This window comes from Aeromonas sp. Y318-1 (assembly GCF_027706125.1).
GTDB classification, from domain to species: domain Bacteria; phylum Pseudomonadota; class Gammaproteobacteria; order Enterobacterales; family Aeromonadaceae; genus Aeromonas; species Aeromonas hydrophila.
Genome location: NZ_JAPDCM010000011.1, coordinates 191,432 through 207,052, shown reverse-complemented (window position 1 = coordinate 207,052; position 15,621 = coordinate 191,432). Strand labels below are relative to the sequence as shown.

Annotated in this window: 13 protein-coding genes and 1 riboswitch; of the genes, 5 read left to right on the top strand and 8 right to left on the bottom strand. The window is 61.7% G+C overall.

Going from position 1 to position 15,621, the window contains the following annotated elements; genetic code table 11:
* The first annotated feature begins 359 nt into the window (after positions 1-359).
* The 4 genes from OKB87_RS17335 to OKB87_RS17320 all read left to right on the top strand — a co-directional run bounded on the left by OKB87_RS17335 (position 360) and on the right by OKB87_RS17320 (position 5,437).
* A complete protein-coding gene (locus OKB87_RS17335) occupies positions 360-812 on the top strand; it encodes a pullulanase (protein ID WP_011704809.1) in 453 nt (150 codons plus the stop codon).
* A gap of 207 nt (positions 813-1,019) precedes the next feature.
* A complete protein-coding gene (locus OKB87_RS17330) occupies positions 1,020-3,167 on the top strand; it encodes an adenosylcobalamin-dependent ribonucleoside-diphosphate reductase (protein WP_270828102.1) in 2,148 nt (715 codons plus the stop codon).
* Between the two features lie 10 nt (positions 3,168-3,177).
* A complete protein-coding gene (locus OKB87_RS17325) occupies positions 3,178-3,858 on the top strand; it encodes a TSCPD domain-containing protein (RefSeq protein ID WP_270828100.1) in 681 nt (226 codons plus the stop codon).
* Positions 3,859-4,066: 208 nt separating this feature from the next.
* Positions 4,067-5,437, top strand: coding sequence for a PhoH family protein (locus OKB87_RS17320; protein WP_011704812.1), 1,371 nt, complete (start codon positions 4,067-4,069; stop codon positions 5,435-5,437).
* 82 nt (positions 5,438-5,519) lie between these two features.
* Here OKB87_RS17320 and thiQ read toward each other — a convergent pair whose 3' ends face one another.
* The 3 genes from thiQ to thiB all read right to left on the bottom strand — a co-directional run bounded on the left by thiQ (position 5,520) and on the right by thiB (position 8,880).
* Complete coding sequence (gene thiQ / locus OKB87_RS17315) at positions 5,520-6,215, bottom strand: thiamine ABC transporter ATP-binding protein (RefSeq protein ID WP_270828099.1); 696 nt, start codon at positions 6,213-6,215, stop codon at positions 5,520-5,522.
* 65 nt (positions 6,216-6,280) lie between these two features.
* Positions 6,281-7,903, bottom strand: a complete 1,623-nt coding sequence (thiP, locus tag OKB87_RS17310) for a thiamine/thiamine pyrophosphate ABC transporter permease (protein WP_270828107.1) — start codon at positions 7,901-7,903, stop codon at positions 6,281-6,283.
* The gene (gene thiB / locus OKB87_RS17305; protein WP_270828098.1) at positions 7,900-8,880 is read right to left on the bottom strand and encodes a thiamine ABC transporter substrate binding subunit; all 981 of its coding nucleotides are present in this window, start codon (positions 8,878-8,880) and stop codon (positions 7,900-7,902) included. Before thiB ends, thiP begins: the two co-directional genes overlap by 4 nt.
* Positions 8,881-8,931: 51 nt before the next feature.
* Positions 8,932-9,022, bottom strand: a riboswitch (TPP riboswitch).
* Between the two features lie 91 nt (positions 9,023-9,113).
* Here thiB and OKB87_RS17300 point away from each other — a divergent pair.
* Positions 9,114-9,404: a PilZ domain-containing protein gene (locus OKB87_RS17300; protein WP_017410271.1), complete on the top strand. Its 291-nt coding sequence runs from the start codon at positions 9,114-9,116 to the stop codon at positions 9,402-9,404.
* A gap of 101 nt (positions 9,405-9,505) precedes the next feature.
* Here the strand turns inward: OKB87_RS17300 and OKB87_RS17295 are convergent, their stop codons facing one another.
* From OKB87_RS17295 to leuA, 5 genes are all read right to left on the bottom strand, one after another.
* Positions 9,506-10,435, bottom strand: a complete 930-nt coding sequence (locus OKB87_RS17295; RefSeq protein ID WP_252376544.1) for a transglutaminase-like domain-containing protein — start codon at positions 10,433-10,435, stop codon at positions 9,506-9,508.
* A 118-nt stretch (positions 10,436-10,553) separates the two neighbouring features.
* A complete protein-coding gene (gene leuD, locus OKB87_RS17290) occupies positions 10,554-11,153 on the bottom strand; it encodes a 3-isopropylmalate dehydratase small subunit (protein WP_252376545.1) in 600 nt (199 codons plus the stop codon).
* A 15-nt stretch (positions 11,154-11,168) separates the two neighbouring features.
* Positions 11,169-12,566 (bottom strand): 3-isopropylmalate dehydratase large subunit, encoded by a 1,398-nt coding sequence (gene leuC / locus OKB87_RS17285; RefSeq protein WP_270828096.1) that lies wholly within the window; start codon positions 12,564-12,566, stop codon positions 11,169-11,171.
* 32 nt (positions 12,567-12,598) lie between these two features.
* Complete coding sequence (gene leuB, locus OKB87_RS17280; protein ID WP_270828095.1) at positions 12,599-13,684, bottom strand: 3-isopropylmalate dehydrogenase; 1,086 nt, start codon at positions 13,682-13,684, stop codon at positions 12,599-12,601.
* 2 nt (positions 13,685-13,686) lie between these two features.
* The gene (gene leuA / locus OKB87_RS17275; protein WP_039214841.1) at positions 13,687-15,261 is read right to left on the bottom strand and encodes a 2-isopropylmalate synthase; all 1,575 of its coding nucleotides are present in this window, start codon (positions 15,259-15,261) and stop codon (positions 13,687-13,689) included.
* Between the last annotated feature and the right edge of the window lie 360 nt (positions 15,262-15,621).

The window sequence follows — 15,621 nt, the reverse complement described above, 5'->3', positions numbered from 1 at the left end:
CTCAGAAGTGAAACGCGGTAGCGCCGATGGTAGTGTGGCATTCGCCATGCGAGAGTAGGACACTGCCAGGCACCCAACACGAAAAACCCCGCTCATCTGAGCGGGGTTTTTTATTGTCTGAAATTCAGCCTTTTCCTCTCTGAACCCCATTTATCTGATCGTTCAAGATCATCTTTCCTGACCCCGTTTCCTATATGGTCTGCTTCTTGTCTGGCTGATATTTGTCCATCAATTCAATTGCTGAACAGAAAAAGCACAGAATGTGATGTCTCTACCTTTCTTGTAATGCCCGCTCTGCTTTAATTCGTCTGCCCACGTTTGATGGGCCAAGGAATCACAATAATCTGAGGAATGGACACATGTTCAAAAGAACAGTAACGATGATGCTGGCGGCGGGAACCCTGGTATTAGGCGGTTGCGCATCTCACGGTGGCGCTGAACAAGCGGCTGCTGACAACAGCGATTTCGGTGGCAAGTCCATCTACCTGCGTGGGGAGATGAACGACTGGATGGCAACCGACGCGAGCAAGGTGGTCAAGGTGGCCGATAAGCTCTACATGGCCAAGGGAACGCTCAAGAAAGAGTGGGCTCCCTACAAGTTCAAGTTCGCCGACTCCGGCTGGAGCTGTGGTACCAACTTCGGCTACAAGAGCCCGAGTGACGGTGTTGCCGTGCTGGGTGGTGAAGCCGTGCCGGTCAACCCCTGCTCCAAGTATGAAGACATGAAGTTCTCGCCGGATGCGGATGGCGTCTATGAGTTCTATCTGAACATGGCGGGCGATACCCCGACCGTGTACGTCAAGAAACCCTGATCTGGACCGGGAAGCAAGTTTCCCGGGCGATGAATCGGTCAATGCCCCGGCCCAGCCCACTGCTGGCCGGGGCGTTTTTTTAGGATGGAACAGGATGTCTCGTCATTAAAAATACTACATATAGTGTTTTTATTTTGTTTGTTCGCTATTGGTTGTGTTTGTTGCTACTGTCGTGACGTTGTTCCATTCACATGAGGTTGATTGAACATGGCTAAATCCAACCCGGTGCAGGAGAGTGAGAGCGCCTCTCGCCTGATCCCCTTGCAGGAAACGTCCTTCGAGATCTGGGACAGCAAGTATCGTCTCAAGAGCAAGGATGGCGTCCCCATTGATGGCACGATCGATGAAACCTACCAGCGGGTCGCCCTTGCCCTGGCTGGCCAGGAGTCGGAGCCAGACGTCTGGTATGAGCCCTTCCTGTGGGCGCTGCGCAACGGCGCCATCCCGGCGGGACGCATCACGTCCAATGCGGGAGCCTTCGAGCACAAGCCGGCGACCTCGACCATCAACTGCACCGTCTCCGGTACCATCGAGGATTCAATGGACGACATCCTCAGTAAGGTGCACGAGGCGGGGTTGACCCTGAAGGCGGGCTGCGGCATCGGCTATGACTTCTCGACCCTGCGTCCCCGTGGCGCCTTCGTCTCCGGCGCGGGAGCCTACACCTCGGGCCCGCTCTCCTTCATGGATATCTACGACAAGATGTGTTTCACCGTCTCGTCCGCCGGTGGTCGTCGTGGCGCCCAGATGGGCACCATGGATATCCGTCATCCCGATGTGGTCGAGTTCATTCAGGCCAAGCGGGAAGATGGGCGGCTGCGCCAGTTCAACCTCTCCCTGCTCATCACCGAGGAGTTCGTCAAGGCGGTGAAGGAGGATGCCCCCTGGACGCTGATCTTCCCCTACACCGCCAAGGAGGTGGAGCAGGACAGCATCGTGCTGGATGACCCCGAGCAGGTGATCTGGGCCGATTGGCCGAACAAGGAAGGGGTGGTCATCAACGAGTTGGGGCTGGTTGCCTGCAAGCGTTACAAGACGCTCCCCGCACGCAAGATGTGGAACGTCATCATGACTTCCACCTATGACTATGCCGAGCCCGGTTTCATCCTGATCGACAAGGTCAACCAGATGAACAACAACTGGTTCTGCGAGGAGATCCGCGCCACCAATCCCTGTGGTGAGCAGCCTCTTCCCCCCTATGGCGCCTGCCTGCTGGGCTCGGTCAACCTGACCCGGTTCGTGCGCGACCCTTTCACCGAACAGGCCGCCTTCGACTGGCCCGCGTTTCGCAAGGTTGTGGCCATCTTCACCCGTATGCTGGACAACGTGGTGGAGATCAACCAGCTACCGCTTGCCAAGCAGCGCGAAGAGATCATCAGCAAACGCCGTCATGGCATGGGCTTCCTCGGCCTCGGCTCGGCCCTCACCATGCTGCGGATAAAATACGGCTCTGCCGCCGCCGTCGCCTTTACCGAGCAGGTATCTCAGGAGCTGGCCATGACCGGCTGGCGCGAGTCCCTGGCCTTGGCGAAGGAGAAGGGCCCGGCCCCCATCATGGAGCTGGAGTTCGAAGTGACCGGCAAGCTGCTGAGGCTACGCCCCGAGATGGCGGCAGACGGCATCAAGCTCGGTGACAAGGTGAAGGGCAAGGTGTTGCACGCCCGCTACAGCCGCTACATGCAACAGGTGGCCGAGGTGGATCCCGCCCTGGTTGCCGAGCTGGCCGAGGTGGGTGGGCGTTTCACCCACCACAGCAGCATTGCACCGACCGGCACCATCTCGCTGTCGCTGGCCAACAACGCCAGCAATGGCATCGAGCCGAGCTTTGCCCATCACTACAGTCGCAACGTCATCAAGCCGGGCAAGAAGAGCAAGGAGAGCGTGGATGTCTACTCCTATGAGCTGCTGGCCTACCGCGAGCTGGTCAATCCGGCTGCCATGCCCTATGCCGAGGATGAGGCGACCCGGTTGCCGGATTACTTCATCACCGCCGACGACATCAGCCCGGCCCAGCACGTAGACATTCAGGCGGCGGCCCAGCGCTGGATCGACTCCTCCATCTCCAAGACGGCCAACGTGCCGACCGACTTTCCGTTCGAGCAGTTCAAGGACATCTACCTCTATGCGTCGGATTCGGGGCTCAAGGGTTGCACTACCTTCCGGTTCAACCCGGCAGCCTTCCAGGGGGTGCTGGTGAAGGAGCAGGATCTGGAGAACACCCTGTACGAGTTCACCCTGGAGGATGGCTCGGTCGTCACGGCGAAAGGGAACGAAGAGATCGAATACGATGGCGAGCTGCACACTGCTGCCAACCTCTATGACGCCTTGAAAGAAGGCTATTACGGTAAATTCTGAGGACGAGCGCATGGTCAAGAAAATCGACAGGAAAATCGTCGCCTACCAGGTGAAAACCCGGGATGAACCGCAGCAACCCCCTGTGCAGGATGACGTGGTTCACATGCACGAGACTGTGTTGCGGCCGGAGCGGTTGATGGGCACCACCTACAAGCTGAAGACGCCGGAGCATGTCTCCGAACACTCGCTGTTCATCACCATCAACGACATCATCCTCAACGAGGGGACGGTGCACGAGACTCGCCGTCCGTTCGAGATCTTCATCAACTCCAAGAGCCTGGAGCACTACCAGTGGATCGTGGCGCTGACCCGCATCATCTCGGCGGTGTTTCGCAAAGGGGGGGACGTCACCTTCCTAGTGGAGGAGCTGCGTTCGGTGTTCGATCCCAAGGGGGGCTACTGGAACAAGGGCAAGTACGTACCCTCGCTTATCGCCGAAATTGGCAACGTGATCGAAACCCATCTCACCGAGATAGGCATGCTCAAGGTGGCCGGGCTGGATGAACACCAGCAGGCGTTCCTGGCCGACAAGCAGGCCGAGTTGCAAGCCCGGCAACAAGCTGACGAGCAGCAGGGCGGCAGCGGCTTCCCACCCGGTGCGGCGCTTTGCTACAAGTGCCACAGCAAGGCGCTGGTGCAGAAGGATGGCTGCATGACCTGCCTCAATTGCGGCGATTCCAAGTGCGGTTGAGTGATTGAGCGCAGACAACAGGCCGGCCTTGGTGCCGGCCTTTTTCATTGCTGATTTTCTGTTCGAACGCACCGGCGGTACACGCGATTTGTTGCGCGATAGTAAAATCGGGCGTAGCGTTGGGGGTAATAAAACTGTCACGGCCGTGTGGTTTCAATGACATCTGAGATTCACACACGTGGCACCTTCAGTGCCAAGGAGGATGCTTATGGACAACACGGACCGAAAGCTGTTTATCCTGGATACCAACGTTCTGCTTCACGAACCCCTCGCCATCTACTCCTTCAAAGAGCACGACGTGCTCATCCCCATGACGGTGCTGGAAGAGCTCGACAACATCAAGGATCGCCACAAGGATGTCAGCCGCGATGCGCGGGTGGCCATCCGGGCGCTGGAGGATGTATTCCGCGATGCAACGCCGGAACAGATTGCGCAGGGGGTAGCGCTGGCCGGTGAGGCGAGCGGTCACATCTCCATCTTCAGTGACCATCATCTGCCGCAGGATGCCGAGGTGTTCACCGACAAGGAGGCCGACAACCGCATCATCAACGCGGCCCTCTACCTGCAAAAGCATGAGTTGAAACGTCAGGTGGTGCTGGTCACCAAAGACATCAACATGCGGCTCAAGGCCAAGGGCGCCGGGCTTGCCCACGTCGAGGATTACCGCAGCGACCAGCTGATCGACGACATCCGCCTGCTGGCCAAGGGCTTCCAGGTGGTGCCTGGCAGCTTCTGGGAGCGGGTCGGCGAGTGCGACAGCGAGACCCATGGCCGCGATACCGTCCACGTCATCGATGCCAACCTGCTGGAGGGCATTCACGTCAACCAGTACCTGATCGATGAAGAGAACTTTTTCGCCGCCCGGGTGCTCAGCCACGACAGCCAGAAGATCCGCATCAAGGATCTGGGGCGCGAACGGCTGATGTCCCGCAAGGCGTGGGGGGTACATCCCAAGAACGTCTATCAGGGGATGGCGCTCGATGCGCTGCTCGATCCGCACATTGATCTGGTGATCCTGACCGGCCCGGCGGGTTGCGGCAAAACCCTGCTGGCCATGGCTGCCGCGCTGGAGCTGGTGATCGAGAAGGGGATCTACGAGAAGGTGATCGTCACCCGAAATACCCCAGAAATCGCCGAGAGCATTGGCTTCCTGCCTGGCACCGAAGAAGAGAAAATGATGCCCTGGCTGGCGGCGGTGACCGACACCCTGGAGGTGCTGCACAAGCAGGACGAGAACATGAGCGGGTCCCTCAGCTACATCATGGAGAAGGCCAACATCCAGTTCAAATCGGTCAACTTCATGCGCGGGCGCAGCATCCAGAACACCTTCGTGCTGCTGGACGAGTGCCAGAACCTGACCGCGTCCCAGATCAAGACCATCATCACCCGCTGTGGCGAGGGCACCAAGATCGTCTGCTCCGGCAACCTGGCCCAGATCGACTCCAACTACCTGAGCCCGGTGACCTCGGGTCTGACCTACATCGTCGAGCGTTTCAAGGACTTCGACGGCAGTGCCAACATCTTCCTGAACGGGGTGGTGCGCAGCAAGCTCGCCTCCTTTGCCGAGGAAAACCTCTGATTTGATTGACTATCTTCATATGAAAAAGGGAAGCCACTTGGCTTCCCTTTTTTGATCCCGCCACCAGTTCAGTGTCCTTGGATCATTGTCCAAGATAGCGCAGCAGCCCGGGGTGATCGCTGTTGTGCAGGATATCCGGCGTACCCTGCAGGGCGATGCGCCCCTCGTCCACGAACAACACTTGATTGGCGATGAGCTGGGCATCCTCCGGGTTGTGAGACACCATCAGCACGGTAATGCCCTGCTCGCAGGCAAGCCTCGCCACTTCCGCCAGCATCTCCCGGCGCAGGGCCGGATCGAGCGCCGAGAAGGGTTCATCCAGTAGCAGCAGCGGCTTGCCCCGCACCAGGGCGCGGGCCAGCCCGACCCGCTGTTGCTGGCCGCCGGAGAGCTGTTCCGGCAGCCGGGTGAGCATCTCGCCAAGGCCGACCCGGCTCGCGGCATCTTTCACCTGAGCCCGTTGGGCTGCATTCAGGCGCAGACCGGGGTGCAGGCCGATGGCGATGTTGTCGAACACCGACAGGTGCAGGAACAGGTTGTGATCCTGAAACAGGGTGGTGACCGGTCGCGCGGCCGGGCCCAGCGGCAACAGATCCTCGCCATCGAAGTCGAGGGTGCCGGACTCTACCGGCACGAAACCGGCGATCATGCCGAGCAGGGTCGACTTGCCAGCACCGCTCGGGCCGATCAGCGCAGTGATCTCCCCCTTGGGCAGGGTGGCGCTGAAGCTGACGCGCCAGTCCGGGTAGCTGGTGACCAGCTGATCAATATTCAGCATGTTCTCTTCTCCAAGGGGCTGTTCGACCGGCCGGAGCGGCCGAATAAACGGTTGGGGCATGTGCTTCAATGTTCGGCATGCTTGCCTCCCAGGCCACGTTCAATCAGCCAGAACAGGGAGAAACAGAGGATCAGCAACATCAGGGCGGTGGCGGCCGCCTCGGTCAACCGATAGCTGCCGAGCTGCTGATAGAGCAGCCAGGGCAGGGTGGTGAGCTCCTGGCTGCCGAACATGGCGATGGCGCCGAGATCTCCCAGCGACAGGATCATCGAGAGCGCGGCCGCCTGGGCCAGCGGGCGGCGCAGCAGGGGCCACTCCACCAGCCGCAGGCGATGCAGACCGCGCACCCCCAGGCTGTCGGCCAGCCGGTCGTACTGGCGCACCACCAGTTGCATGGGGGCGGAGAGGGTACGCAGCACATAGGGCAGCGCCATCAGGGCGTTGACCAGCACCACCAGCCAGGGGCCGAGGGCGAACACGTCGGCGAACGGCATGAACAGGATGAACAGGCCGGTGGAGAGCACCACCGCCGGGATCATCAGGATCACCGAGCCGCTGGCCTCCCACAGGGCGGCGGCCCGCCGCTTGCGATCCCGCACGCGCAGGTGACGGCTGGTGAGCAGCAACGCACTGCCGAGCAGGGTGGCCAGGCTGCCTGCCGCCAGTGCGATCAGCAGCGACTGGCCGCTGGCCAGCCACAACTTGCTTGAGGTCAGTGCATCTGGCAGGCCAGGGTTGAGGCCGGCTACCACGATGGCCAGCAAGGGGGGCAGGAATACCGCCAGCCCGATACTGAGGGCGAGGGCGTCCACCAGACCGGTTCCCGGCTGATGGCGGTCCGGGCGCAGACAGGGACGGCGAGCGCTGATCCGGCTGGCCGGGCTGCTCTGCAGCTTGTGTTGCAGCATCAGCAGACCCGCGGTCAGGATCAGCTGCACCAGCGCCAGCCCGCCGGCGGTGGCGAGATCGAAGTCAAAGCGCAGTGCCTGATAGACGGCCACCTCCAGGGTGGTGGATTTGGGGCCGCCCCCGAGCGCCAGCACAGTGGTGAAGCTGGTAAAGCAGAGCATGAAGATGAGGCTGGCCAGGCCTGGCAACTGGGCCCGGATCAGCGGCCACTCCAGTAGCCGGAAAATATGGGAAGAGCGCATGCCGAGCTGGCTGGCGAGGCGCCAGGAGGACTCGGGAATGCTCTCTATGCTCTGCAGCAACAGGCGCGCCGCCAGCGGCATGTTGAAGAAGACGTGGGCCAGCAGGATGCCGAGCAGGCCATAAAGGTAATTGCCGGGGGTGAGCCCCAGCCCGTGCAGCAGCTGTGGCAACCAGCCCTGCTTGCCATGTACCGCGACGATGCCGAAGATGGCGATGATGACCGGCAAGACCAGCGAGAGGCCGAACAGCTTGAGCAGCAGACGGCGACCGATGAAACGGCGCCGCGCCAGGGCGCGGGCCACCGGAATGGCCAGCCCCAGGCTCAGCAGGGTGGAGAGCAGCGCCTGCCAGAGGCTGAAGCCCAGCACGTGGCGTAGGTAGGGATCGGCCAGCAGGGTACGGGGCGCCAGCGCCCCGGCCTGCCACAACAGGGCCGCCAGTGGCCCCAGGGAGAGCAGCAGGATGATCAGGGTGGCGGCACCGCCCGGCAGCCACCAGAGGGGGCGAGCCTGTGCTCTGGCGAAGATGCGGCTCACTGGGTGACGGCTTGCAGCCACTCGCGGATCCAGTTCTTGCGGTTGGCGGCCACCTCATCGCTGCTGAAGGCGAGTGGCTTATCTACGGTGATCATCTGCTCGAAGCCCTTGGGCAGCGGCGTGTCGATCACCGGATACATCCAGTTGCCGGTGGCCATCTCGTTCTGGAACGCGGGGCTTGTCATGAACTGCAGAAACTGGTCCGCCAGCTTGCCCTGGGTGGCGCTGTTGAGCTTGGCGGCCACTTCCACCTGGCGGTAGTGGCCCTCCTCAAACGCCGCGGCCTGATACTGCGGCTTGTTCTCGGCAATCAGGTGATAGGCCGGAGAGCTGGTGTAGGAGAGCACCATGTCCGCCTCGCCGTCGAGGAACATGCCGTAGGCCTCGGACCAGCCCTTGGTGACGGTGACCGTCTTCTTGGCCAGCTGCGCCCAGGCGGTAGGTGCTTCATCTCCGTAGACCGACTTCATCCACAGCATCAGCCCCTGACCCGGCGTAGAGGTGCGCGGATCCTGATAGATCACCTTGAGGTCCGGGCGCTCTACCAGCTCTTTCAAGCTCTTGGGCGGGTTCTTGAGCTTGCTCTGGTCGTAGACGAAGGCGAAGTAGCCGTAGTCGTAGGGGACGAAAGTATCGTCCTGCCAGCCGCCCGGCACCTTGACCCCGTCCAGCTTGCTGCCGTGGGGGGCAAACAGACCGCTCTGCTTGGCTTCGCTGACGAGCGCATCGTCCAGCCCCAGCACCAGGTCGGCCTTGCTGTGTTTGCCTTCCAGCCGCAGCCGGTTGAGGATGGCCACGCCATCTTCAAGCGGCACCAGTTTGAGGGTGCAGCCGCACTCCTTCTCGAAGGCCTGCTTGATCTTGGGACCGGGTCCCCACTCAGCGGTGAAGGAGTTGTAGGTGTAGACGGTGAGGGTGTCGGCCGCGAAGGCCTGGGCACTGAGCAGGCTGGTGGCGACCAGCAGCAGGGTTTTCATGAGCGGCACTCCCTTAGCAATGAGGTGCCAGCGGATGAGGGCGCAAAAAATGAGCGCCATGCCTCAAATTCCTCCGCCAGCATTATCTGGATCAGGTTCACGGGTATAATCTCAGCGGTAAACCGCACCCCGTTTGAGAAACGAACCGCATTGTATTAACGTTCTTGGGGGGAGGCCAGCACAATTGTTCCTGCGGGCCAGCGAGACGGCGTCAGACAACAGAGGATGTTCGCGTGATCACCAGCACCAAGGAAAGACGCGCCTTCCAGCGCATGATAATCAATGCCCCCGTCACCATCTTTCAGCAACAGCAGGTACTGGAAGGGGTCTGCCGGGATCTCAGCGCCAACGGCATGGGGATCGCCGTCGCCGAGCATCAGCTCGATGTGAGCCAACCCATCCGGGTGAGCCTGGCCACCAACAACAACCTGCTGCCCCCCTTCGAGGCGCAGGCCCGCATCATTCGGGTGCTGGAAGAAGAGGATGGGCTGCTGCTGGCCATCGAGTTCCAGGCCCTCGCCTGACCGGCCGTCACTCCCTTCGTCATGCATCGACCAGCCCCACGCTGGTCGATTTCATTCTGGCGTATTTCCCCTTGTTTTCACGACGGTCCCGGCGGACGGCGCTATTTATCCGCGCGAACCGGCTGCACGCTCAGCTGCTTGCTGTCGATGAGGGTCTTGCTGGTGGGGGCCAGCTGGCCCATCGCCAGTTGGGCCGGGCCGGTGGGCTCCATCAGCAGATAGGTTTCCCCTTCCCGGTTCAGGGTGGCCTCACCCGGCTTGGCTGGCAGCGCCACTCCCAGCAGGGCATGACCCGGCACGAACACCATGGCCTGTTTCAATTCGGGAAAGAGCTGGGCCAGCATGGCGGCCATCAGGGTCACCTTGCTGTCGCAGTCACCCTGATTCTGTTCCAGCACCTGGCGCGGGCTTAAAAAGCCCTTCCCCTGGCGCCCCGACTGGCTGTCGAGCAGCTGATAGGGGATGGACTGCACGAAGTAGAGCATATGGGCCACCGTCTTCTGGCGAGCTTCGGTCTCGGTGCTGCCCTGCTGCTTGAGTTGCTCGGCCAGCGGCGCCAGTTCGCTGCGGCTCTCCAGCGCGATACGCACATGGTCCTGCTTGATGGCGGCGGCGCCGTCGGGGGCGGTGAAGGGCTGGAAATAGTGCTGCTTGAGCCACTCGGACTCCAGCTTGTCCCGTTGCTGGGTGAGCCAGCCCATGGCCTTGTTGACCTGCTCCGGCTGGCGTCCCTTGATCTTGAGCTCCATCTGGGGGCGAGAGAGGGAAAACTGCACGGTAGGGAATTCGGTCATCCCCTGTTGCAGCAGGCTCTGCAGCACATCCTCCTGCATGCGGGCCGGCCGATAGGCGATGAGTGGCGGCAACTTGCCCGCCTCCAGCCGATAGGTGAGCTGCTGCGCCTTGCCGTCCTTGTCCTGCCAGCCGACGTTGAGCTGCCCGCCGCTGCTGTTGAAATAGGTCTGCCCGGCGCAGACCGGCAGCGCCAGCCAGAGGCCGCAGAGCAGGGGGAGGGCGATCGTCATCTTCATTCGAGTGTCCCGTCGGGCATACAAGAGGTGGCCAGCCATGGCGTGTAGTCTGGCCTGACAATAAAACAGGGAGCCGCGGCTCCCTGTTGATTCTACTCGTTTTATGGCACCTGATGGGTCAAATCCAGCTCGGCTGCTTCGCCTCGAAGGTGCTGATGGCGGCCTCGTGTTGCAGGGTCAGGCCGATGGCGTCCAGCCCGTTGAGCAGGCAGTAACGGCGGAACTCGTCGATCTCGAAACCGAAGCTGAGGCTACCTGCGCGCACCTGATTGGCCTCCAGATCCACTTCGATCTGGATGCCCGGCTGGGCGGCAACCAGCTGGAACAGGGCATCGACCTCCTCCTCCTTCAGGCGCACCGGCACCATGCCGTTATTGATGGCGTTGCCATAGAAGATGTCGGCAAAGCTCGGGGCAATGATGGTCTTGAAGCCGTAGTCGGCCAGCGCCCAGGGGGCATGCTCGCGACTCGAGCCACAACCGAAGTTCTCGCGGGCCAGCAGGATGCTGGCACCGGCGAACTGCGGTTGGTTGAGCACGAACTCGGGGTTGGGCTGCTGACCGGCATCGTCCAGGAAGCGCCAGTCGTGGAACAGGTGCTTGCCAAAACCGATGCGGTTGACCTTCTGCAGAAACTGCTTGGGAATGATGGCGTCGGTGTCGACGTTGGCGCTGTCGAGGGGGGCGACGATCCCTTTATGCTGTTTGAATCCTGTCATCTTGTTGCTCTCCAATTACAGCGCACGAATGTCGGCGAAACGACCGGTGACGGCGGCGGCGGCGGCCATGGCCGGGCTCACCAGATGGGTGCGACCGGCACGGCCCTGACGTCCTTCAAAGTTGCGGTTGCTGGTGGAGGCGCAACGCTCCCCCGGTTGCAGCCGGTCGTTGTTCATGGCCAGACACATGGAGCAGCCGGGCAAACGCCACTCAAAGCCTGCTTCGATGAAGATCTTGTCCAGACCCTCGGCTTCGGCCTGGGCCTTCACCTGCTCGGAGCCCGGCACCACCAGCGCCTGCACCCCGGCGGCCACTTTGCGACCGCGGGCGATGGCTGCGGCGGCGCGCAGATCCTCGATGCGGCTGTTGGTACACGAGCCGATAAACACCTTGTCGATGGCAACATCGGAGAGCTTCTGGCCCGGCTGCAGGTCCATGTAGGCCAGCGCCTTGCGGGCGGACTGCTGCTCCATCAGATCGCTGAAGGATTCCGGCGCCGGAATGGGTTCATTGACGGCGATCACCTGCCCCGGGTTGGTGCCCCAGGTGACCTGTGGCGCGATGTCGGCGGCGTCGAGCACCACTTCGGCATCGAAGTGGGCACCTTCGTCGCTCTTGAGGCTCTGCCAGTAGGCGATGGCCTGTTCCAGCGCCTCGCCCTTGGGAGCGAACTCCTTGCCGCGGATGTAGTCGATGGTGGTCTGGTCGGGGGCGATCATCCCCGCCTTGGCGCCCAGTTCGATGGCCATGTTGCACACCGTCATGCGCCCTTCCATGGTGAGGCTCGCGATGGCCTCGCCAGCGAACTCCACCACATAGCCGGTACCGCCGGCGTGGCCGACTTTGCCGATGATGGCCAGCACCACGTCTTTGGCGCTGATGCCTGCGGCCAGTTTGCCGTTGACCGAAATGCGCATGGTCTTGGCGCGGCCCTGTTTCAGGGTCTGAGTGGCCATCACGTGTTCCACTTCGGAGGTGCCGATGCCGAAGGCCAGCGAGCCGAAGGCGCCGTGGGTGGCGGTGTGGGAGTCGCCGCAGACGATGGTGGTGCCGGGCAGGGTGATGCCGAGCTCGGGGCCCATCACGTGGACTATGCCCTGGTATTGGTGGTTCAGGTCATACAGACGGACCCCGAACTCCTTGCAGTTGGCTGCCAGCGTCTCCATCTGGATGCGGGCCATCTCGCCGGAGGCGGCGATGTCCTTGGTGGTGGTGGAGACGTTGTGATCCATGGTGGCCCAGGTCAGGTCCGGGCGGCGCAGCTGGCGGTTCATGGCGCGCAGGCCGTCGAATGCCTGCGGGCTGGTCACTTCATGCACCAGGTGGCGGTCGATGTAGATGAGGGGCGTTTCCCCTTCCACTTCCCGTACCACGTGGGCGTCGAATACTTTCTGATAGAGGGTCTTGGCCATTGCTCGGTTTCCTTGTTATCGATGCCGTGGGGTCAGATGCGCGCGGCGATCTGGCTGCCCATCTCGGCCGTGCTCTGCACCGGGTGACGGGCGCTGGCCTGATGCAGGTCGGCGGTGAAGTAACCCTCGGCCAGGGTCTGGGCCACGGCCTGCTCGATGGCCTGGGCGGCGGCTTCCATCCCTAAGCTGTAGCGCAGCATCAGGGCGGCGGAGAGGATCTGGGCGATGGGGTTGGCAATGCCCTTGCCTGCGATGTCCGGCGCCGAGCCACCGGCCGGCTCGAACAGACCGAAGCCGGATTCGTTGAGGCTGGCGGAGGGGAGCAGCCCCATGGAGCCGGTGATCATGGCGCACTCGTCGGAGAGGATGTCACCGAACAGGTTGGAGCAGAGCAGCACGTCGAACTGGGACGGATCCTTGATGAGCTGCATGGTGGCGTTGTCGATGTACATGTGATTGAGCGCCACGTCCGGATAGGACTTGGCGACTTCGGTCACCACCTCGCGCCACAGAATGGAGGAGGCGAGCACGTTGGCCTTGTCGATGGAGGTGACTTTGCCACGGCGAACACGAGCCGACTCGAACGCTATCTTGGCGATGCGCTCGATCTCGAAGCGATGGTACACCTCGGTGTCGAATGCCTTCTCGGTGGGGCCTTCCCCTTCACGCCCCTTGGGCTGACCGAAGTAGATGCCGCCGGTCAGCTCGCGCACGCAGGCGATGTCAAAACCGCGATCCGAGATGTCGGCCCGCAGCGGCGAGAACTGCTCGAGGCCGGTGTAGATGCGGGCCGGACGCAGGTTGCAGAACAGCTTGAAGTGGGCGCGCAGGGGCAGCAGGGCGCCGCGCTCCGGCTGATCGTTGGGGGGCAGGTGCTCCCACTTGGGGCCGCCCACCGAGCCGAACAGCACCGCATCGGCCGCTTCACAACCAGCGATGGTGCTCTGGGGCAGCGGGGTGCCGTGGTTGTCAATGGCGATGCCGCCCACGTCATGGCGCTCGTAGTCGAGGGCGAAGCCAAATTTGGCCTGCACCTTTTCCAGCACCTTGACGGCCTCGGCCATCACTTCCGGGCCAATGCCGTCACCCGGCAATACTGCGATCCGATAACTGCTCATACTCACACGCTCTCCGTATTGATCTTGTCTGTTTTTGCGACGTTGCGTTCCATCTGTTCGGCCACCTGATCGGCGCGCCAGATGCTGTTGATCACGTGGATCAACGCCTGGGCGGAAGACTCTATGATGTCGGTGGCCAGGCCCATGCCATGGAATTTGCGGCCCTTGTACTGTGCGACTATGTCGACCTGGCCGAGGGCGTTCTTGCCTTCCCCCTTGCCCTTGAGCTCGTACTTGTCGATGCGGATCTCGTAGCCGGTGATGCGGTTGATGCACTGATAGACCGCGTCCACCGGGCCGTTGCCGGTGGCGGCTTCGCTGACGATCTCCTGGCCCACCTTCAATTTCACCGAGGCGGTGGCCATCACCGAACTGCCGCTCTGCACGCCGAGGTATTCCAGCTTGAAGTGCTCCGGCTCTTCGTGGATCTGGCTGAAGAAGGCGAGCGCCTCCAGATCGTAATCGAACACCTGCCCCTTCTTGTCGGCCAGGGTGAGGAACTTGCCGTAGAGATCGTCGAGGTCGTAACTGCTCTCGGCGTAGCCCATGGACTCCATCCGGTGCTTGATGACGTGGCGGCCGGAGCGGGAAGTCATGTTGAGGTTGTTCTGGGTGAGGCCGATGCTCTCCGGGGTGATGATTTCGTAGGTGTTTTTTGCCTTGAGCACGCCATCCTGATGGATGCCGGAGCTGTGGGAGAAGGCGTTGGCGCCGACGATGGCCTTGTTGGGCTGCACCGGCATGTTGCAGAGCTGGCTGACCAGGGCGCTGGTGCGATGAATTTCGCTGTGGCGGATGTTGGTGTGCACCCCGAGCAGGTCGGCGCGGGTTTTCAGGATCATCGCCACCTCTTCCAGCGAGCAGTTGCCGGCCCGCTCGCCGATGCCGTTGATGGTGCACTCGATCTGGCGGGCCCCCATCTGCACGGCGCCGATTGAGTTGGCCACCGAGAGGCCCAGATCATCGTGGCAGTGCACCGAGATGATGGCCTGATCGATGTTGGGTACCCGGTTGAACAGGGTCTGGATGATGCCGGAGAACTCGGTCGGTACCGTGTAGCCGACGGTATCGGGAATATTGATGGTGCGGGCACCGGCCTTGATGGCGGCTTCCACCATGCGGCACAGGTTGTCTATCGGGGTGCGGCCCGCATCCTCGCAGGAGAACTCCACGTCGTCGGTGTAGCGGCGGGCATGCTTGATGGCGTTGACCCCCATCTCCAGCACGTCCTCGAAGCTCTTCTTCAGCTTGCTCTCGACGTGGATGGAGGAGGTGGAGATGAAGGTGTGGATGCGAAACGCTTCGGCGACCCGCAGGGCTTCGCCGGCGGCGTCAATGTCTTTGGGCAGGGCACGGGCGAGGGCACAGACCCGGCTCTGTTTGATATGGCGGGCGATGGTCTGCACCGATTGAAAGTCGCCGGGGGAGGAGACCGGGAACCCCACCTCCATGACGTCGACACCGAGCCGCTCCAGCGCCTGGGCGATCTGCAGCTTCTCCTTGACCGTCAAGCTGGCCGCCAGAGCCTGCTCACCATCGCGCAGGGTGGTGTCGAATATGATGACCCGATCTGACATGTGACTTCCCTCTTCCTAAGTTCGGTGACGTGCATCCTGCGTTGGCATAAAAAAACCCGTGCAGGGTGCACGGGTTTTTGTAAATTCCGGCTATGCCTGAGCCCGGCTACAAGGATCCCGCGCGACTGGTCGCGATTAGGGAGATTAGTAGTAGCGGAGCGGCAATACGCATGATGAATCAATCCTTCCAGTCGATAACGCTTTTACCAATATCGAGATTTTTATGCTGTGTCAACCGCGCAGACCCGGTTCATTTCGCTGGTTTATTTAATCGGATTGTAAAGGAGTGCAAATTTACTTGTCCCATATTCGGCCCTTGCACGATTATCTGGTCATTCCTGCTGTACTCGATCATCTGTG

Bases quoted from the DNA above. Each gene is read 5' to 3' on its own strand.
- OKB87_RS17330 (WP_270828102.1), top strand. From the start codon at position 1,020: ATGGCTAAATCCAACCCGGTGCAGGAGAGTGAGAGCGCCTCTCGCCTG.
- OKB87_RS17335 (WP_011704809.1), top strand. From the start codon at position 360: ATGTTCAAAAGAACAGTAACGATGATGCTGGCGGCGGGAACCCTGGTA.
- leuB (WP_270828095.1), bottom strand. From the start codon at position 13,684: ATGAGCAGTTATCGGATCGCAGTATTGCCGGGTGACGGCATTGGCCCG.
- OKB87_RS17320 (WP_011704812.1), top strand. From the start codon at position 4,067: ATGGACAACACGGACCGAAAGCTGTTTATCCTGGATACCAACGTTCTG.
- leuA (WP_039214841.1), bottom strand. From the start codon at position 15,261: ATGTCAGATCGGGTCATCATATTCGACACCACCCTGCGCGATGGTGAG.
- thiQ (WP_270828099.1), bottom strand. From the start codon at position 6,215: ATGCTGAATATTGATCAGCTGGTCACCAGCTACCCGGACTGGCGCGTC.
- thiB (WP_270828098.1), bottom strand. From the start codon at position 8,880: ATGAAAACCCTGCTGCTGGTCGCCACCAGCCTGCTCAGTGCCCAGGCC.
- leuC (WP_270828096.1), bottom strand. From the start codon at position 12,566: ATGGCCAAGACCCTCTATCAGAAAGTATTCGACGCCCACGTGGTACGG.
- OKB87_RS17295 (WP_252376544.1), bottom strand. From the start codon at position 10,435: ATGAAGATGACGATCGCCCTCCCCCTGCTCTGCGGCCTCTGGCTGGCG.
- OKB87_RS17325 (WP_270828100.1), top strand. From the start codon at position 3,178: ATGGTCAAGAAAATCGACAGGAAAATCGTCGCCTACCAGGTGAAAACC.
- leuD (WP_252376545.1), bottom strand. From the start codon at position 11,153: ATGACAGGATTCAAACAGCATAAAGGGATCGTCGCCCCCCTCGACAGC.